This is a genomic window from Pseudomonas putida (genome assembly GCF_002741075.1).
GTDB classification, from domain to species: domain Bacteria; phylum Pseudomonadota; class Gammaproteobacteria; order Pseudomonadales; family Pseudomonadaceae; genus Aquipseudomonas; species Aquipseudomonas putida_T.
Genome location: NZ_CP016634.1, coordinates 3,553,016 through 3,571,724, shown reverse-complemented (window position 1 = coordinate 3,571,724; position 18,709 = coordinate 3,553,016). Strand labels below are relative to the sequence as shown.

Annotated in this window: 16 protein-coding genes and 5 tRNA genes; 19 read left to right on the top strand and 2 right to left on the bottom strand. The window is 61.6% G+C overall.

Annotated features, from left to right (window positions below; genetic code table 11):
* The first annotated feature begins 7 nt into the window (after positions 1–7).
* The 3 genes from astB to astE are packed head-to-tail and all read left to right on the top strand — an operon-like array spanning position 8 to position 2,677.
* Positions 8–1,357, top strand: a complete 1,350-nt coding sequence (astB, locus tag IEC33019_RS16750; RefSeq protein WP_070092495.1) for an N-succinylarginine dihydrolase — start codon at positions 8–10, stop codon at positions 1,355–1,357.
* 13 nt (positions 1,358–1,370) lie between these two features.
* Positions 1,371–1,658 (top strand): topoisomerase II, encoded by a 288-nt coding sequence (locus IEC33019_RS16745; protein ID WP_099593763.1) that lies wholly within the window; start codon positions 1,371–1,373, stop codon positions 1,656–1,658.
* Positions 1,659–1,669: 11 nt separating this feature from the next.
* The gene (gene astE, locus IEC33019_RS16740) at positions 1,670–2,677 is read left to right on the top strand and encodes a succinylglutamate desuccinylase (RefSeq protein WP_070092493.1); all 1,008 of its coding nucleotides are present in this window, start codon (positions 1,670–1,672) and stop codon (positions 2,675–2,677) included.
* A 158-nt stretch (positions 2,678–2,835) separates the two neighbouring features.
* On the opposite strand, the gene IEC33019_RS16735 is transcribed toward astE, so the two are convergent.
* On the bottom strand, positions 2,836–3,672 hold the full coding sequence (locus tag IEC33019_RS16735) for a hypothetical protein (RefSeq protein WP_139139874.1): 837 nt from the start codon (positions 3,670–3,672) through the stop codon (positions 2,836–2,838).
* A 392-nt stretch (positions 3,673–4,064) separates the two neighbouring features.
* Between IEC33019_RS16735 and alaS the strand changes: the two genes are divergently transcribed.
* The 8 genes from alaS to mgtE all read left to right on the top strand — a co-directional run bounded on the left by alaS (position 4,065) and on the right by mgtE (position 10,856).
* On the top strand, positions 4,065–6,689 hold the full coding sequence (alaS, locus tag IEC33019_RS16730; RefSeq protein WP_070092491.1) for an alanine--tRNA ligase: 2,625 nt from the start codon (positions 4,065–4,067) through the stop codon (positions 6,687–6,689).
* Positions 6,690–6,775: 86 nt separating this feature from the next.
* Positions 6,776–8,011, top strand: coding sequence for an aspartate kinase (locus tag IEC33019_RS16725; RefSeq protein ID WP_043209416.1), 1,236 nt, complete (start codon positions 6,776–6,778; stop codon positions 8,009–8,011).
* A 168-nt stretch (positions 8,012–8,179) separates the two neighbouring features.
* Positions 8,180–8,368 (top strand): carbon storage regulator CsrA, encoded by a 189-nt coding sequence (gene csrA / locus IEC33019_RS16720; protein ID WP_043209419.1) that lies wholly within the window; start codon positions 8,180–8,182, stop codon positions 8,366–8,368.
* Between the two features lie 72 nt (positions 8,369–8,440).
* A tRNA-Ser gene (locus IEC33019_RS16715) sits at positions 8,441–8,531 on the top strand.
* A 107-nt stretch (positions 8,532–8,638) separates the two neighbouring features.
* Positions 8,639–8,715: transfer RNA gene (locus IEC33019_RS16710), tRNA-Arg, on the top strand.
* Between the two features lie 72 nt (positions 8,716–8,787).
* A tRNA-Arg gene (locus tag IEC33019_RS16705) sits at positions 8,788–8,864 on the top strand.
* 73 nt (positions 8,865–8,937) lie between these two features.
* Positions 8,938–9,014, top strand: a tRNA-Arg gene (locus IEC33019_RS16700).
* Between the two features lie 399 nt (positions 9,015–9,413).
* Positions 9,414–10,856: a magnesium transporter gene (mgtE, locus tag IEC33019_RS16695; RefSeq protein ID WP_070092490.1), complete on the top strand. Its 1,443-nt coding sequence runs from the start codon at positions 9,414–9,416 to the stop codon at positions 10,854–10,856.
* A 71-nt stretch (positions 10,857–10,927) separates the two neighbouring features.
* On the opposite strand, the gene IEC33019_RS16690 is transcribed toward mgtE, so the two are convergent.
* The gene (locus IEC33019_RS16690) at positions 10,928–11,254 is read right to left on the bottom strand and encodes an Arc family DNA-binding protein (protein WP_003254499.1); all 327 of its coding nucleotides are present in this window, start codon (positions 11,252–11,254) and stop codon (positions 10,928–10,930) included.
* A 345-nt stretch (positions 11,255–11,599) separates the two neighbouring features.
* On the opposite strand from IEC33019_RS16690, the gene phnN reads away from it, so the two are divergent.
* From phnN to IEC33019_RS16645, 8 genes are all read left to right on the top strand, one after another.
* Positions 11,600–12,211 (top strand): phosphonate metabolism protein/1,5-bisphosphokinase (PRPP-forming) PhnN, encoded by a 612-nt coding sequence (gene phnN, locus IEC33019_RS16680; protein ID WP_070092489.1) that lies wholly within the window; start codon positions 11,600–11,602, stop codon positions 12,209–12,211.
* 194 nt (positions 12,212–12,405) lie between these two features.
* A tRNA-Arg gene (locus tag IEC33019_RS16675) sits at positions 12,406–12,480 on the top strand.
* 173 nt (positions 12,481–12,653) lie between these two features.
* A complete protein-coding gene (locus IEC33019_RS16670) occupies positions 12,654–13,667 on the top strand; it encodes a LacI family DNA-binding transcriptional regulator (protein WP_070092511.1) in 1,014 nt (337 codons plus the stop codon).
* A gap of 82 nt (positions 13,668–13,749) precedes the next feature.
* Positions 13,750–14,520: a sugar phosphate isomerase/epimerase family protein gene (locus IEC33019_RS16665; RefSeq protein WP_070092488.1), complete on the top strand. Its 771-nt coding sequence runs from the start codon at positions 13,750–13,752 to the stop codon at positions 14,518–14,520.
* On the top strand, positions 14,513–15,466 hold the full coding sequence (locus IEC33019_RS16660) for a sugar kinase (RefSeq protein WP_070092487.1): 954 nt from the start codon (positions 14,513–14,515) through the stop codon (positions 15,464–15,466). The genes IEC33019_RS16665 and IEC33019_RS16660 overlap by 8 nt, the downstream gene beginning before the upstream one ends.
* Positions 15,467–15,531: 65 nt before the next feature.
* Positions 15,532–16,809, top strand: coding sequence for an MFS transporter (locus IEC33019_RS16655; RefSeq protein ID WP_070092486.1), 1,278 nt, complete (start codon positions 15,532–15,534; stop codon positions 16,807–16,809).
* Between the two features lie 9 nt (positions 16,810–16,818).
* Positions 16,819–17,805: a 2-hydroxyacid dehydrogenase gene (locus IEC33019_RS16650; protein WP_070092485.1), complete on the top strand. Its 987-nt coding sequence runs from the start codon at positions 16,819–16,821 to the stop codon at positions 17,803–17,805.
* Between the two features lie 142 nt (positions 17,806–17,947).
* Positions 17,948–18,706 (top strand): gluconate 2-dehydrogenase subunit 3 family protein, encoded by a 759-nt coding sequence (locus IEC33019_RS16645; RefSeq protein WP_070092484.1) that lies wholly within the window; start codon positions 17,948–17,950, stop codon positions 18,704–18,706.
* The last annotated feature ends 3 nt before the right edge of the window (positions 18,707–18,709 follow it).

Below are 18,709 nucleotides of genomic sequence, written 5' to 3'. Positions count from 1 at the left end.
CTAGCCGATGAAATCCTACGAAGTGAATTTTGATGGCCTGGTGGGGCCTACCCACAACTACGGCGGCCTGTCCTACGGCAACGTGGCTTCGCAGAGCAACAGCCAGCAGCAGTCCAACCCACGTGAGGCGGCCCGCCAAGGCCTGGCGAAGATGAAGGCGCTGGCCGACATGGGCTTCAAGCAGGGCGTGCTGGCCCCGCAGGAGCGTCCTGATGTTGCAGCCTTGCGTCGCCTAGGCTTCACCGGCAGCGACGCCGAGGTGATCCGTCGTGCCGCGCAGGAGGCCATGCCCCTGCTGGTGGCCAGCTGCTCGGCCTCGAGCATGTGGGTGGCCAACGCCGCCACCGTCAGCCCCAGCGCCGACACCGCCGATGGCCGCGTGCATTTCACTGCCGCCAACCTGAACTGCAAGTACCACCGCAGCATCGAGCATCCCACCACCAGCCGCGTGCTGGGCGCCATGTTCGCGGACGAAAAGCACTTCGCCCACCACGAGGCCCTGCCGGCAGTCGCCCAGTTCGGTGACGAGGGCGCGGCCAACCATACGCGCTTCTGTCGTGCCTATGGCGAGCCGGGGGTGGAGTTCTTCGTCTACGGGCGCAGTGCCTTCGACAGCCGTTACCCTGCGCCGCAGAAGTACCCGGCGCGCCAGACCCTGGAAGCGTCCCAGGCCGTGGCGCGGCTGCACGGGCTCGCCGATGAGGGCGTGGTCTACGCTCAACAGAACCCAGCGGTGATCGACCAGGGTGTGTTCCACAACGACGTGATTTCGGTCGGCAATGGCGAGGTACTGTTCTATCACGAGGACGCCTTCCTCGAGACCGATACGGTGCTTGGCCAGCTGCAGGCTAAACTGGCCAGCAAGGGCGGCAACTTTCAGGCGATCCGTGTGCCGCGGGCTGCAGTGACAGTGGAGGACGCGGTGCGCTCCTACCTGTTCAACAGCCAACTGCTCAGCCGCGATGATGGTTCCATGCTGCTGGTGGTGCCGGAAGAGTGCCGTAACAACGAGCGGGTATGGTCCTACCTGGGGCAATTGACCAGTCAGGGCGGCCCGGTGAAGGAGGTCAAGGTGTTCGACCTCAAGCAGAGCATGCAGAACGGCGGAGGCCCTGCGTGCCTGCGTCTGCGGGTCGCTTTGAAGGACAACGAACTGGCGGCGGTCAATCCAGGCGTTATCATGACCGCGCCGCTGTACGAAACCTTGGTCCAGTGGGTCGACAAACACTACCGCGATCGCTTGGGCGAAGCGGACCTGGCCGACCCGCAACTGCTGGACGAATGCCGTACGGCACTGGATGAACTGACCCAGATCCTGAAGCTGGGTTCGGTCTATCCGTTCCAACGCCAACCTTGAGAGAGAACTTGCAATGTCCGATGCCCTGCGGCTGATCCTAGAAGACAACGATGGTACCCAGCTGGAAACCTCCTGCACGCGCTTTGCCGTGGTCTGGCAAGGTATGGAAGTCTGGATTCAGCAGGACGGCCGGGGCCAACTGCTGATCGGCGTCGACGTTGAGGAGGGCGACGCCGAGTACGCCAACCTGCTGCTGCGCCCGATGGCCACCAACCTGGTCAGCTTGCAGCTGGAAATGGAGCCGGCTGAAGTCGGTGACGACGACCACGTGCATGGCCCGGACTGCGGTCACCATCACTAAGGAAACGCCTTATGCTCGCCCTCGGAAAACTGCTTGACCTGACCCTGGCCGATCACGAACCGGCCGAGAAGACACAAGTGACGGTCGAGGGTGTGCGCTTGCGCTGGCTGGGGGAGGGCGCCCTTGAGGTGCGTCCGCCCGAAGGCAAGGACAACGGCCTGGACTTGCTGCTGTCGGCCGGCATCCATGGCAATGAAACCGCGCCCATCGAGCTGCTCGACGAGTTGCTCCATGGGGTGGCTCGTGGCGAGATCAAGCCGCGGGCACGTGTTCTGTTCCTGTTCGGCAATCCTGAGGCGATCCGCAAGGGTGAGCGTTACGTCGAGCAGGACATCAACCGCCTGTTCAACGGTCGGCATGAGCTGTCCAGTGGCGCTGAGGCGTTGCGCGCGGCGGAGCTGGAGCAGTTTGCCCGGGTGTTCTTCAGCCTGCCGGGGCGTACACGCCTTCATTACGACCTGCACACGGCGATCCGTGGCTCGAAGATCGAGCAGTTCGCGTTGTATCCGTACAAGGAAGGGCGTCGCCATTCCCGTCGTGAGCTGGCCCGACTGAACGCTGCGGGCATGGAAGCGGTGTTGCTGCAGAACAAGTCGTCGATCACCTTCAGTGCTTTCACCTACGAGCAGCTGGAAGCCGAGGCTTTCACCCTGGAGCTGGGCAAGGCGCGGCCGTTCGGCCATAACCAGCAGGTCAACCTCGACCGTCTGCAGGCGCGCCTGCTGCAGATCATCGAGGGTAACGAGCCTGAGGGCGAAGAGACCCTCGATGGACTGCAGCTGTTCAGCGTGGCCCGCGAGATCATCAAGCACAGCGACAGCTTCCATCTGCACCTGCCTGCCGATATCGAGAACTTCTCCGAGCTCAGCAAGGGCTACCTGCTGGCTGAAGACCTGGCCGAAATGCGCTGGGTGGTGGAGGAGGAGGGGGCGCGCATCATCTTCCCCAACCCCAAGGTCAGGAATGGGTTGCGTGCCGGCATCCTGATCGTGCCTGCCCTAGCCGGTGAACTCGGCTGACAGCTCGTCTATCTCCGGCCGCTATCTTCCACGCCTGGCGCGTCCGTGCTGGCCGTGGCCAAAACGCATGTCCAGAAACGAGCCCTGCCCCAAGGCCAATAGTGGCCTTGGGGCAGGGCTTCTCATCGTATCGGTGTCGGTGACCGGTCCTGAGGCAGTCAGTCGGTCAGCGCGGGAGCTGGGAGCAACATGCCGGACGCCAGCGAGTCATAGGCGTTTTGCAGCATTCGCAGGAGCGTGGTCAACCCATCGAGGCCTGTTGCGTCGTAGGGGTCGTAGAGCACGGCAATGTAACCTGCGGGCAGCAAGTGGGCGTACTTTTCCGGCATCGCCCTGTGCAGGTCGAAGCCAGGGCCTTGCTGGGTAGGGCCGGCATGGCACTGCATCAGCACGATATCGGGCACGGTGGTGTACTGCTTGCGTGCCCCCTCCAGTAACTGGTTGAGCTGCGGATACCCTGGCAGTAACGCCAACTGCTCGAATACCCGTTCCTGGAACTGCGGTGTGCCGTACAGGTACAGGTGATCGATCGCGGTGACCTCGAATTGCGCCTGCGCACCCGCATTGCCGTCCACCCGCAGGGGGAGGGTGAGGCCGTCGGTGACCTGCGCCGGGGCTTCTGCGCCCATGAACAGCAAATGAATGCGCTGCTCCGGCGAGGCCTGTCGGATCGTCAAGGCTTGGCCATCGGCTTGCAGGATGAGAGCGCTGTCCTGGTGCAGGGTCACGTCGGTGGTGGTGAGCCATACCAGCATTTCGTCAACGCTGGCGACGACTGCCCCGTCGTCCAGCGCCTCGATCAACCTGCGCTGGATGTGGACATTGGCTGCCTTGTAGAGATCGAACAGCTCGTAGTTGAAATAGACGCGTGCTGCATTGAGCTGTGACGAGGTTGGATTGTCATAGGCGATGGCCTCGTCCATCTCGCCGATCGCGACCTCCTGAAGCTTGCCGTTGCCATCGATGATTCGCGTGTTTGCTGCTGGGGTTGTCATCAGCATGACCTCCTTTGAATGGGGAGGGCAGACTAGGCCGGTGGCGGGCAGATACGTCGTTACACATGTAGGGCCGTGGAGGCGATCACTGTGCTAGGCGGCGCTCGATCAGCGCGATCCCGTCTCCGGATCCCGGATAAAAACCTTTTAATTCACCGCCTGTTCCATTTTCCTTTCCCTTGGGCGGTAATGGGCTTGCCAGTGGCGAAAGGCTGCATTTAGCATCCGGCCATGCCTTTTTAGTTTGCAAGCGCCTTAAAAGCCGTCCAAACGACGCTTTCTATCGCATAAACACACTGCACCTTGCTTGCAGGACCGATATAATGCGGCCCTTTGCCGTCGTTTCGTCGACGTGTTTGCCCCCTAGGGCCGCCGTTTCCGTGGAAGAACCTATGAAAAGCGCCGAAATCCGTGAAGCCTTCCTTCGCTTCTTCGAAGAGCAGGGACATACCCGAGTCGCCTCCAGTTCGCTGATCCCGAACAACGACCCGACCCTGCTGTTCACCAACGCAGGCATGAACCAGTTCAAGGACTGCTTCCTGGGGGCGGAGAAGCGCGCCTACACCCGTGCCGTGAGCAGCCAGAAGTGCGTACGCGCCGGCGGCAAGCACAACGACTTGGAAAACGTCGGTTATACCGCTCGTCACCACACGTTCTTCGAAATGCTGGGCAACTTCAGCTTCGGTGACTACTTCAAGCGCGACGCCATCACCTTCGCCTGGACCTTCCTGACTTCCGACAAATGGCTGAACCTGCCGAAGGAAAAGCTCTGGGTCACCGTCTACGCCAGCGACGACGAAGCCTACGACATCTGGACCAAGGAAGTCGGCGTGCCGGCCGAGCGCATGGTGCGCATCGGTGACAACAAAGGAGCGCCGTACGCCTCCGACAACTTCTGGACCATGGGCGACACCGGCCCATGCGGCCCTTGCACCGAGATCTTCTACGACCATGGCCCGGACATCTGGGGCGGCCCACCCGGCTCACCTGAAGAAGACGGCGACCGCTACATCGAGATCTGGAACAACGTCTTCATGCAGTTCAACCGCACTGCCGATGGTGTCCTGCACCCGCTGCCGGCACCGTCGGTGGACACCGGCATGGGACTGGAGCGCATCAGTGCGGTCATGCAGCACGTGCACTCGAACTACGAGATCGACCTGTTCCGCAGCCTGTTGGCCGCCGCGGCCAAGGCCATCGGTTGCAGCAACGACGATCAGCCGTCGCTGAAAGTCGTCGCCGACCATATCCGTTCCTGTGGCTTCCTGATCGCCGATGGTGTACTGCCGTCCAACGAGGGCCGCGGCTATGTGCTGCGCCGCATCATCCGTCGCGCATGCCGCCACGGTAACAAGCTCGGCGCCAAGGGCAGCTTCTTCTATCAGATCGTCGCTGCGCTGGTGGCTGAGATGGGCGAAGCCTTCCCTGAGCTCAAGGCGCAGCAGGCGCACATCGAACGCGTCCTCAAGACCGAGGAAGAGCAGTTCGCCAAGACCCTGGAGCAAGGCCTGCGCATCCTCGAGCAGGACCTGGCCCAGCTCAAGGGCGACGTGGTGCCGGGCGACGTGGTGTTCAAGCTGTATGACACCTACGGCTTCCCCATGGACCTGACTGCCGACATCGCCCGCGAGCGCGAGCTGACCATCGACGAGGCCGGCTTCGAGCGCGAGATGGAAGCCCAGCGCGAGCGTGCCCGCTCCGCCAGCGCCTTCGGCATGGACTACAACAGCCTGGTGAAGGTCGACGTCGCCACTGACTTCCTCGGCTACAGCGCCACTGAAGGCCAGGGCAAGGTCATTGCCCTGTACAAGGACGGCCAGGCTGTCGAACAGTTGGGCGAAGGCGAGCAGGGCGTCGTGATTCTCGATCGCACCCCGTTCTACGCCGAGTCCGGCGGCCAAGTGGGTGACACCGGTTACCTGCAGGCCGGCGGCGTGCGCTTCGATGTGCGTGACACCACCAAGACCGGTGGCGCTTTCCTGCACCACGGCGTGGTCGCCAGTGGCGCGCTGAGCGTCGGTGCCGAGGTCGAGGCCTGCGTCGATGCCGACGTGCAGCACGCCACCTCGTTGAACCACTCCGCCACTCACCTGCTGCACGAAGCGCTGCGTCAGGTGCTGGGCGAGCATGTCCAGCAGAAGGGTTCGCTGGTCGACAGCCAGCGTCTGCGTTTCGACTTCAGCCATTTCGAGGCGGTGAAGCCCGAGCAGATCAAGGCACTGGAAGACATCGTCAACCGCGAAGTGCGCAAGAACACGCCGGTGGAAACCGAAGTCACCGATATCGAAACCGCCAAGCGCAAGGGCGCCATGGCCCTGTTCGGCGAGAAGTATGGTGATACCGTGCGTGTACTGACCATGGGCGGGGATTTCTCGGTAGAGCTGTGCGGTGGTATCCATGCCAAGCGCACCGGCGATATCAGCCTGTTCAAGATCATCAGCGAAGGCGGTGTGGCCTCTGGCGTACGCCGTATCGAAGCGATCACCGGCGCCGCTGCGCTGGCCTACCTGAACACTGCCGAAGAGCAGGTCAAGGAAGCCGCACAACTGGTCAAGGGCAATCGTGACAACCTGATCGACAAGCTGTCGGCTGTGCTCGAGCGCAACCGTCAGCTGGAAAAGCAGCTGGAACAGCTGCAGGCCAAGGCCGCCAGCGCCGCCGGGGACGATCTCTCCAATGCGGCCGTTGAGGTCAAGGGCGCCAAGGTTCTTGCTGCTCGCCTGGATGGGCAGGACGGCAAGGCCCTGCTGGCCCTCGTCGATCAACTGAAGAACAAGCTCGGCCACGCAGTGATCCTGCTGGGCAGCGAGCATGAGGGCAAGGTCGTGCTGGTGGCCGGCGTGACCAAGGACCTCTCCAGCCAACTCAAGGCTGGTGACCTGATGAAACAGGCCGCTGCGAAAGTCGGTGGCAAGGGCGGTGGTCGTCCGGACATGGCTCAGGGTGGTGGCGTCGACGTCGCCGCGCTGGACGATGCCCTGGCCCTGGCCGTGCCGTTCGCCGAGCAGGGGCTTTGAGATGACCGAGGCCCACTGTCTAGTAGTGGGCCTCGGCGTGATGGATTGTTTATTGGGTGCCCATCGTGGGCTGAGGCAGCTTTGAAATGGCGTTGATCGTACAGAAATTTGGCGGCACCTCTGTCGGTTCCATCGAGCGGATCGAGCAGGTTGCCGACAAGGTCAAGAAATTCCGCGACCAAGGCACCGACCTGGTGGTGGTGCTGTCGGCCATGAGCGGAGAAACCAATCGCCTGATCGACCTGGCCAAGCAGATTACCGATCACCCCGTCCCGCGTGAGCTGGATGTGATCGTATCGACTGGCGAACAGGTGACTATTGCCCTGTTGACCATGGCCCTGATCAAGCGTGGCGTGCCGGCAGTGTCCTACACCGGCAACCAGGTGCGAATCCTCACCGATAGCGCGCACAACAAGGCGCGCATCCTGCAGATCGACGACCAGAAGATTCGTGCCGACCTCAAGGCCGGTCGCGTGGTCGTGGTGGCAGGTTTCCAGGGTGTCGACGAGCACGGCAACATCACTACCCTCGGTCGTGGGGGGTCCGACACCACCGGCGTGGCCCTGGCGGCAGCGCTCAAGGCCGACGAGTGCCAGATCTACACCGATGTCGATGGTGTCTACACCACCGACCCGCGCGTAGTGCCGCAGGCACAGCGTCTGGAGAAGATCACCTTCGAAGAGATGCTGGAAATGGCCAGCCTCGGCTCCAAGGTGCTGCAGATCCGTTCGGTCGAGTTCGCAGGCAAGTACAACGTTCCGCTGCGCGTGCTGCACAGCTTCAAGGAGGGTCCGGGTACCCTCATTACCATTGATGAAGAGGAATCCATGGAACAGCCGATCATTTCCGGTATCGCCTTCAACCGTGATGAAGCCAAGCTGACCATTCGCGGCGTGCCGGATACCCCGGGCGTTGCCTTCAAGATCCTCGGTCCGATCAGTGCGGCGAACATCGAAGTCGACATGATCGTGCAGAACGTCTCGCACGATAACACCACCGACTTCACCTTCACCGTGCACCGCAACGAGTATGAGAAGGCGCACAGCGTGCTGGAGAACACCGCCCGTGAAATCGGCGCGCGTGAAGTGATCGGTGACACCAACATCGCCAAGGTCTCCATCGTCGGTGTTGGCATGCGCTCCCACGCGGGTGTCGCCAGCCGCATGTTCGAAGCCTTGGCCAAGGAGAGCATCAACATCCAGATGATCTCCACGTCCGAGATCAAGGTCTCGGTCGTCATCGAAGAGAAGTATCTGGAGCTGGCCGTTCGCGCGCTGCACACCGCGTTCGAACTTGACGCTCCTGCCCGACAGGGCGAGTAAGACGCTGCCTGGAGGGGCGCGGCTTGCCGCGCCCTTCGCGTTTCTGGCTGTTGCGCAGGCGCCTGTCCCGCTTTGCGCTGCGGCTCATCCGGGCCCGGAGCTGTTCCCTATCTTGGCCCAGCCCATTACAGACTGTTGTCCCTGATTGAATTGCGTGAGGAGAAAGTTATGCTGATTCTGACTCGTCGGTGCGCCGAGAGCCTGATCATTGGAGACGGTGAGATCACCGTGACGGTCCTGGGTGTCAAAGGCAACCAGGTGCGCATTGGCGTGAGCGCCCCTAAGGAAGTGGCCGTTCACCGCGAAGAAATCTACCTGCGGATCAAGAAAGAGAAGGACGAAGAACCAACCCTTTAATTTTTATCGATTTTTTTTCAAAAAAGGGTTTGCAAACGGGGAAGGGTCTGGTTATTATACGCCCCGTGTTGCGGTGAGGTGGCCGAGTGGCCGAAGGCGCTCCCCTGCTAAGGGAGTATACCTCATAAGGGTATCGGGGGTTCGAATCCCCCCTTCACCGCCATTTTTCGTGTAGGGCGCTGTAATTGGCCTAGTCACTTAAGTAGTTGAAATTAAACGAAAAAGTGCTTGGCAAAACAATTCAGCGAACTATAATGCGCGGCAAGATACGGACTCATAGCTCAGCTGGATAGAGTACTCGGCTACGAACCGAGCGGTCGGAGGTTCGAATCCTCCTGAGTCCGCCATTTAATGGGCGGTTTTGTTAAGTCAAAGCAGTTCATTGCCAGTGGTAATCTGGTCTAAAAAATACCACCTACGGACTCATAGCTCAGCTGGATAGAGTACTCGGCTACGAACCGAGCGGTCGGAGGTTCGAATCCTCCTGAGTCCGCCACTTTTGAGGCGGTTTTGCTAGTCAATACAGCTTCGACAACCAGTGGTAATCTGGTCAAAAAATACCACCCTACGGACTCATAGCTCAGCTGGATAGAGTACTCGGCTACGAACCGAGCGGTCGGAGGTTCGAATCCTCCTGAGTCCGCCACATATCAAAAAGCCCGCTCAATTTGAGCGGGCTTTTTGTTTTTCCGTATCGATGAATTGTCAAGAATCTCGAACTAAGCTCACTTCAAGGTAGCGCCTCTGAAGAGCAGCATCGTCAGCTCTGACACATTCTGTCGTATGTGCTTTTTCTTTTCTTACTGCCGTCGCACTGTTGGTTTCGAGCGTTGTCGTAGCTTTATCGCGCAAACGATTGTTCTGGCCAAAATTTTAAGCGATCTGACAGCTGATGCAGTGTATGATTGCGCCCGTCAGCCCCGCCGGGGCTAGTGGAATACCACCATGGACTTACCCAGTAGTTACTCGATAACACGATTTACCAAGCTAGATCTGACCGATTGATTCTCCCGGCGTGCTCCGCTGCTGGGAGTGGAGTTCGCCTATGACCGAAGTAGAAGTAAAGAAAGCCCAAGAAAGCCTGCAGGATCGCCTGGCCCAGGTGATCGAACTGTTGCAGCGCCAGCGGGTGGTCGAGGACCTGACGCACCGTCAGGAAGGTCATCACCACGACCTGGTGGAAAACCTTGTCCATCGTCAAAACCTGGTCGAGCTGCAGCGCAAGCTTGACGATCTGCACCCTGCCGACATCGCCTACATTCTTGAAGCCCTCCCGCTCGAAGACCGTTTGACGGTCTGGCAGTTGGTGCGCTCTGAGCGTGACGGCGACATCCTGCTTGAAGTCTCCGATGCTGTACGCCAGACCTTGATCGCCGACATGGACGATCACGAGCTGCTCGCCGCGGCCAAGGAGATGGACGCGGACGAACTGGCCGACCTGGCGCCAGAGCTGCCGCGAGATGTTGTTCATGAACTGATGGAAAGCCTCGATGCTCAACAGCGCGAGCGCGTCCGCTCGGCCTTGAGCTACGACGAGGAGCAGGTCGGTGCACTGATGGACTTCGAGATGGTGACCATCCGCGAAGACGTCAGCCTGGAAGTCGTGTTGCGCTACCTGCGCCGGCTCAAGGAGCTGCCGGGTCATACCGACAAACTGTTCGTGGTCGACTACGATGGCATTCTCAAAGGCGTGCTGCCGATCAAGCGCCTGTTGGTCAATGACCCGGAGAAGAAAGTCGCGGAGGTCATGGCCAATGACCCGGTGTCCTTCCATCCCGAGGAAGATGCCTACGACGCTGCTCAGGCTTTCGAGCGTTATGACTTGGTTTCCGCGCCGGTGGTGGACAAGAGCGACCGTCTGATCGGTCGTCTGACCATCGACGAAATGGTCGACCTGATCCGTGAAGAGAGTGAGAGCGAAGTGCTCAACATGGCGGGTCTGCGCGAAGAGGAAGACATCTTCGCCTCGGTCTGGCGTTCGTTGCGCAACCGCTGGGCGTGGCTGGCCATCAACTTGATCACCGCGTTCGTGGCCTCGCGGGTGATTGGCCTGTTCGAAGGCTCTATCGAGAAGCTGGTCGCACTGGCGGCCTTGATGCCGATCGTGGCGGGTATCGGTGGTAACTCGGGTAACCAGACCATCACCATGATCGTGCGTGCCATGGCGTTGGACCAAGTCTCGCCGGGTAATACCAGTCGCCTGATGCGCAAGGAGCTGGCGGTTTCGCTGCTCAATGGTCTGATCTGGGGTGGGGTGATAGGTGTTGTAGCCTTCTGGCTCTATGGCAGTTGGTCACTAGGGTTGGTGATGACCGGCGCTATGACGCTGAACCTGCTGCTCGCTGCATTGATGGGGGTGCTGATTCCGATGACCCTGACCCGGCTGGGGCGCGATCCTGCGATGGGGTCGAGCGTCATGATCACCGCTGTGACCGACAGTGGTGGCTTCTTCATCTTCCTGGGGTTGGCCACGTTGTTCCTGCTCTGAGCATTCGGGCCAAATCCAAGCGCAAAAAAAAGCCAGCGTTGAGCTGGCTTTTTCATGGGTGATGGAGAAATTCAGGAAGCGTCTGCAGCCATTTCCACATCGTGAGCGATCAGGGCGACCAGCGCGTTCTGCTGGCGGTGGGAGAGTTGGCGGAAGCGTTGCAGGAGCTCTCGCTCGTGCAGGCTCAGCTCTGGGCTGTCCAGGCGCATGCTCAGCTCGTCGCCCAGCGCACCTTCCTGGATGAGGCTTTGCTCCAGGCGGGCGATGATCTCGGAGTTCATGCTGCGGTGGTGGTTGCGCGCTACCTCGGCAATGCGCTCACGCATTCCGTCTGGCAGGCGGACGACGAACTTGTCAGCGGTGCGGCTTGAATAGATAGCCTGTTTCATTGGGCGCATATACATTGACCGGTTTTTCTGGTTCAGGGGAAGCGGTTCTCAAATTGGCCGCACGGTGGTGGCTACGACCGTGACGGCGACAAAATGTTCAACCGGGTTCTCATTCTGGGTGCTCATCTTGCCCTATGGCCGCCGTTTCATTGGCGTCAATTCTGTGACAAATAGTGATCCGAATAAAGGCTTTTTGCCAGTACCAATTATCAGAAATGAGTACTGGTTTGAAAAGTTTTGCTTTTTTCGAGATGCACGGCTGTCAGATTGTTGCCGTCAAAATCTGTCAAAAGTCAGCAATGGCCATAGAAAATCCTTAAAATACGCAGGTTCCCTCATTTGAGCATAGTGGCTATGCGACATGACGCAAGCGGTGCGTCCCGGTTGGGCGGTCGCCTGATATTTCTGATAGGACCGTCTGGATCGGGAAAAGATTCCCTGATTGATGCTGCGCGTACGCAATTACTGGAAAACGGCGTTGAAGTCGCCAGGCGCGTCATCACCCGTTCGGCCGAATCCAGAGGGGAGGCTGCCCATGGCGTCAGCCCCGAAGCGTTCGAGCAGATGCGCGAGAGCGGGGCGTTTGCCATGCATTGGCAGGCCAACGGCCTGCAATACGGTATCCCGGTGCAGGTGAATGAATGGCTGTCCAGTGGGCGTCATGTCCTGGTCAATGGATCTCGGGGCTATCTGCCGGAGGCGCGGCGGCGCTACCCGCATCTGCTGGCGATTCGCCTGGAGGTGGCGCCACAGGTGCTGCGTCAGCGCTTGCTGGCCAGAGGAAGAGAGACGGCAGAGCAGATCGAGCAGCGCCTGGCGCGCAACGCCTTGCTGCAGATCGGTGATACCCAGGGCGTGCACGTGCTGGACAACTCGACGTCCCTGGCTGACACCGTTGAGGCTTTGTTGCATCTGCTGACCGAGGAGGGGGTGATCGAGAAGGGGGGGATGGCCCCGGCTGTCTAGGCGCATCGGTCTGCGAGCGGCGATCCGCAGGTCTTATCCAGGCTGTCGTTGTCGAAAAGGGCTACGGCCAAAAAGCCGATTCAGGCATGACAAACGGTCGAGTGCTGGTTAAGATGCTCGCCGCTTCATGCGCCGTCCTGGCTGTCGCGAAGCGTCACAAGCGGAACTCCCTAGCGCGGGAGTCCGGCCTATCCGTCCTCGTAGTTTAATGGATAGAACGGGGCCCTCCTAAGGCCTTGATGCAGGTTCGATTCCTGCCGGGGACGCCATCTTCTGGTAATGCTTTCATTACCGTTCTCGCTCTTCAACCTGATAACCCATCTTCCATCCAGCCATCGGGCTAGGGATTTTCGATTGACGAAATTCCGTATCCCTGTTTTATTGAAACCGTTTTCATAACCCTGCCCATAAGTACAGACAAGAAGGTCATAGGGTGAACAAGATGCATGCGCCTGCCCGGGGGCGGGTCACCATCAGCGAGGTGGCCCAGGCTGCCGGCGTTTCCAAAGCCACGGTCTCGCGCTACATCGGCGGCGACCGGCAATTGCTCGCCGAGGCCACCGCCCAGCGTATCGAGGCTGTGATCGAGCGACTCGGTTATCGCCCCAACCGCATGGCCAGCGCGCTCAAGCGGGGCCGTACGGGCTTGATCGGCATGCTCCTGGCCGATATCCGCAACCCTTATTCCGTGGCGGTGATGCATGGCGTCGAACTGGCGTGCCGCCAGCATGGCTATAGCCTGGTGGTGTGCAATACCGATTGCGATGACGAACAGGAGTGTCTGCATTTGCAGGCGCTTCAGTCGTACAACGTCGATGGCCTGATCGTGAACACCCTCGGCCACCACGCGGGCGAATTGGCCAGCCTGGGCCGCGAACTGCCGATGGTGCTGGTGGACCGTCAACTGGCGGAGCTGCAGACCGACCTGGTGGGCCTGGACAACGCCGATGCCGTCGAACAAGCATTGGAGCACCTGCAGGGGCAGGGGTATCGCGACATTCTGGCGGTCACCGAACCGCTCGATGGCACCAGTTCGCGTCAGGAGAGGGTATCTGCGTTCCAGGCGTCCATCGCTCGGCGCCCTGGTCTTCGCGGGCAGGTTCTGGAAGTGAGCTGCCGCCTGCCAGAACAGTTGGCAGGGTTTCTGGCGGGTACTGGCCATGGCCCGCAGGCGCTGTTCAGTTGCAACGGCGTGGCGACCCTCGAGGTCATGCGGCATCTGCATGGGCGGGGCGAGCATCCGTTCCAGAAGCTGGGCCTGGTCGCCCTCGATGATCTGGACTGGTACCCCTTGGTCGGGAGCGGTATCACTGCCCTGGCCCAGCCCACCGAGCGCATTGGTGCTGCTGCATTCCAGTGCCTGCTGGAACGCATGCAAGGCAGCCAGTTACCCGCCCGTCGCCTGGACCTGCGGGCTGAACTCATCGTTCGAGGCTCCAGTCGCCTGATTGATTGAAAAGCAGCGTGGCCAGCGTGTCGCGCTGTTTTTTACCTGCAAATGAAACCGGTTTCATTCGACAAGAACAAGGACAACGACAATGTACGCGAACCCTGTTTCCATCAGCCTGTCGAGCTTTGGCGCCGATACCGTAAGGCGCCAAGGCCAGGTCGCTTACCTGCCTCTGCTGGCTGCGGCCGGCGCGCGTCGCGTGGAGTGGCGTGAGGAGTTGTTCGAGGCATGGCCCGATGCCGCTGAACTCGCCAATGCCAGCGGTGCGCTGGGGCTGGAGAGCCTGTTCTCCACGCCGCTGGAACTGTGGCGCGAGGATGGCAGCCTGGAGCCGGAGGTGGCCGCGCGGCTGCAATTGGCCTGTCAGGTTGGCGCTGTGGCGCTGAAGGTTTCCCTTGGCCACTATCACGACCACTGCGACCTCGAGGCACTGCGCCCACTGCTGGTGCAGGGGACAGCGCTGTTCGTGGAGAACGACCAGACCGTTCAAGGCGGGCGCCTGCAGCCGTTGCTGGACTTCTTCCAGCGCGCCGCCAACCAGGGCCTGGCGCTGGGCATGACCTTCGACATCGGCAACTGGCACTGGCAGGACGAGTCACCCCTGCAGGCAGCGCGGGCCTTCGGGCCTTGGGTCCGTTACGTGCACTGCAAGGCCGTCGAGCGCCGTAAGGATGGTCAACTGGCGGCGGTTCCTCCGCAGGCGAGCGACCTGGCCCATTGGCGCGAGCTGATGCGCTGTTTCGCCCCGGGTGTGCCGCGCGCCATCGAGTACCCCCTGGTCAGTGACGATTTGCTGGCGTTCACCCGCGAACAGGTGGCACAGCTGGCCGCGCTCGAGGTGGAGGTGTGCCATGGCTGATCTGGACGTGCTCTGCTTCGGTGAAACCATGGCCATGTTCGTGGCCGAGCAATGCGGCGAGCTGGCCCAGGCCGTGGGGTTCGGCAAACGCATCGCGGGGGCCGACAGCAATGTGGCCATCGGCTTGGCGCGCCTGGGGTTGCAAGTGAACTGGCTGAGCCGGGTAGGCGCTGATTCTCTCGGTGCCTTCGTGCTCGCCAGCCTGCGCCGCGAGGGCCTGAGCTGTGACGACGTCGAAATCGATCCTGAACACCCCACAGGTTTTCAGCTCAAGGCCCGCTGCGACGATGGGCTGGATCCTCAGGTCGAGTACTTCCGTCGCGGTTCTGCGGCCAGTCGCCTGTCACCCGCTGTGCTACGGCCAAGCCTGCTCAAAGCGCGGCACCTGCATGCCACGGGGATTCCGCCAGCGTTGTCGGCGTCTTGCCGCGAACTTTCCCATCGCTTGCTAGATGCCATGCGTGCCTGTGGGCGGAGTATTTCCTTCGACCCGAACCTACGCCCGTCGCTGTGGCCGAACGTGCGGACCATGGTGCAGGAAATCAACGCCCTGGCGGTCAAGGCCGACTGGGTGCTGCCGGGGTTGGAGGAGGGGCGTGTGCTCACCGGCCGGCGGTCACCGGAGGCCATCGCAGGCTTCTACCTGGAGCACGGCGTGCAGCGAGTGGCGATCAAACTTGGGGCGCAAGGTGCGTATTACCGCGATGCCGAGGGCGCCGAGGGCATCGTGGCGCCGCAGCCGGTGGCCCAGGTGGTGGATACGGTGGGGGCGGGTGACGCCTTTGCCGTCGGCGTGATCAGCGCCCTGCTCGAAGGCCTCGACCTGCGTCATGCCGTGGCGCGAGGCAACTGGTGCGGCAGCCGCGCGGTGCAATCGCGCGGTGACATGGAAGGGCTGCCGCAACGCTTTGAGCTGGACACCTTCGAGACGCGCGCGAGCGCATGACGACCGAACCAGCCGGCCTGGCCGGCACCTGTTGCAACAAGAACAAAAAGCTCAGGAGATACACCATGCAGATCGACCGAATTGCTCCGCGGCGTTGGTGGTACATCATGCCAATCGTCTTCATCACCTACAGCCTCGCCTACCTGGACCGCGCCAACTATGGTTTCGCCGCAGCCTCAGGCATGGCCGATGACCTGCATATCACCCCGGCCCTGTCGTCGCTGTTGGGGGCGCTGTTCTTTCTCGGTTATTTCTTCTTCCAGGTTCCCGGCGCCATCTATGCCGAAAAGCGCAGTGTGAAGAAGCTGATCTTCGTCAGCCTGATCCTCTGGGGTGGGCTGGCGACGCTCACAGGGATGGTCCAGGACGTCTACCTGCTGATCGGCATCCGCTTCTTGTTGGGCGTGGTCGAAGCGGCGGTGATGCCGGCCATGCTGATCTACCTCTGCCACTGGTTCACCCGGGCCGAGCGCTCGCGGGCCAATACGTTTCTGATCCTCGGCAACCCGGTGACCATTCTCTGGATGTCAGTGGTCTCCGGTTATCTGGTCAAGCACTTCGACTGGCGCTGGATGTTCATTATCGAAGGATTGCCTGCCGTGCTCTGGGCGTTCATCTGGTGGCGCCTGGTCGACGATCGCCCGGAACAGGCCAAATGGCTGGCCGAGCAAGACAAGGCCGCCTTGCGCGAGGCCCTGGCCGCCGAACAGCAGGGCATCAAGCCGGTGAAAAACTACCGCGAAGCGTTCCGCTCGCCCAAGGTGATCATCCTCTCGTTGCAGTACTTCTGCTGGAGCATCGGGGTCTACGGCTTCGTGCTGTGGCTGCCCTCGATCCTCAAGCAGGCCGCGGCATTGGACATTGTCACTGCCGGCTGGCTGTCGGCGGTGCCGTACTTGGGCGCAGTGCTGGCCATGGTGGGCGTCTCCTGGGCCTCGGACCGCATACAAAAGCGCAAACGCTTCGTCTGGCCGCCGCTGTTGATCGCCGCGCTGGCCTTCTATGGCTCCTACAGCCTGGGTACCGAGCACTTCTGGTGGTCCTACGCGCTGCTGGTGATTGCCGGCGCCTGCATGTACGCCCCCTATGGCCCGTTCTTCGCCATCGTCCCGGAGTTGCTGCCGAGCAACGTCGCAGGCGGTGCCATGGCGCTGATCAACAGCATGGGGGCCTTGGGATCTTTCTCTGGCTCCTGGCTGGTGGGCTATCTCAACGGCGCCACCGGCGGCCCCGGTGCTTCCTACCTGTTCATGTGCGGCGCGCTGCTGGTGGCCGTGGCCCTGACCGCCGTTCTCAACCCTTCGCAACAGGTGCAGCGCTCGCGCCTGGCTCCGAGTCAATAGGATCCCACCATGAAGAAACGCATCGTCCTCTACAAACGCCTGTCCGATGACCTCATGCAGCGTCTGCAGGCCCACACCGAGCTGACCCTGATCGAAGCACCGGCCGCTGATGGCCTGGCCCGTCTGCGGGCGGCGCTGCCAGGCACCCACGGCCTGCTTGGCGCGAGCCTGCGCCTGGGTGGCGAACTGCTCGACTTGGCGCCAGAACTGGAGGTGGTCTCCAGCGTATCGGTGGGTGTGGACAACTATGACATCGCCGAGCTGAACCGGCGCGGAGTCCTGCTGACCAACACCCCCGACGTGCTCACCGAGACCACCGCCGACACCGGTTTCGCCCTGCTGCTGGCCTGCGCCCGGCGAGTGGTCGAGCTGGACGGCTGGATTCGCGACGGCCACTGGCGCGCAGGGATAGGCCCTGCGCAGTTTGGCTGCGACGTGCAGGGCAAGACCCTCGGCATCGTTGGCATGGGGCGCATCGGCGAAGCCCTGGCGCGCCGGGCCCATGCGGGTTTTGGCATGCAGGTACTGTATCACACCCGTCAGCCGCGCCCCGAGGTGGAGGCGCGCTACGGTGCACGTCACCGCAGCCTTCAGGCCTTGCTGGCCGAGTCGGATTTCGTCTGCCTGTGCGTCCCCCTGAGCGCGCAGACCGAGAACCTCATCGGCGCACCTGAACTGGCGCTGATGAAGCCTTCGGCGATCCTGGTGAACATCTCCCGTGGGCGCGTGCTGGACGAGCCTGCTGTGGCGCAGGCTTTGCGTGAGCGGCGCATTCGCGGTGCGGGGCTGGATGTCTTTGTCCAGGAACCGTTGCCAGCGAATTCGCCGCTGTTGCAACTGGACAACCTGGTGGTGACCCCACACATCGGCTCGGCCACCGAGGAGACCCGCGAGGCCATGGCGCGCTGTGCGGTGGACAACTTGCTCGCGGCATTGGCGGGTGAGCGGCCGGCGAACTTGGTCAACCCTCAGGCCTGGGAGCGCCGGGCAGGTTAACCCAGTGGTGCCCCTCGCGGCTTGCCCGCCAGGGGCGGTACAGCGACCGATGTCTATGCTTTCTCCCAACATAACAACAGCCCCGACTCAACGGAGCGTATGCCTTGCACGACCTGATTGACCTATTGAAGAGGCCTGAACCATGTCCAACGACGAACCTGCCTTCGCGCATCCGGCGCGGCGCGAGTTCTTGCGAAAATCCCTGACGCTCATCCCGGTGGCGACCCTCGCCAGCAGCGGTATGGGCAGCGTGGTGCTCGCCGAGACCGCCAAACCAGCATCCGATCCCTCACCTGCCGTGGCCCCTGAAAAGGGCAGGGCGCGTGCCTACCAGCCGACCTTCTTCACCGCCGAGGAATGGGCCTTCGTCAACGCCGCTGTGGCTGTGCTGATTCCGTCCGATGCGCTCGGCCCGGGCGCTGCCGAAGCGGGCGTACCGGAGTTCATCGACCGTCAGCTCAATACCCGCTATGGCAGCGGCGGGCTGTGGTACATGCAGGGGCCGTTCCGCCCGGATGCCCCGGCTGAGCTGGGCTACCAGCTCAAGCTCAGCCCCCAGGAAATCTATCGCCTGGGTATCCAGGAGGCCGACGCCTGGTGCAATGCGCAATGGGGCAATCCGTTCGCGAAGCTGAACCCTGGGCAACAGCAGCAGGCACTGGAAGCGCTGGACAGCGGCAAGGCAGCGCTTGCTTCGGTACCGGCGGTGACCTTCTTCGCCATGCTCTGGCTCAATACCCGTGAAGGCTTTTTCAGCGACCCCCTGCACGGCGGCAACCAAGGGCTGGCCGGCTGGAAGCTGATTGGCTTCCCAGGCGCGCGCGCCGATTTCATGGATTGGGTGGAGCGCGATGAGCGCTATCCGTTTCCGCCGGTATCCATCAGTGGCGAGCGAGGTTGAGCG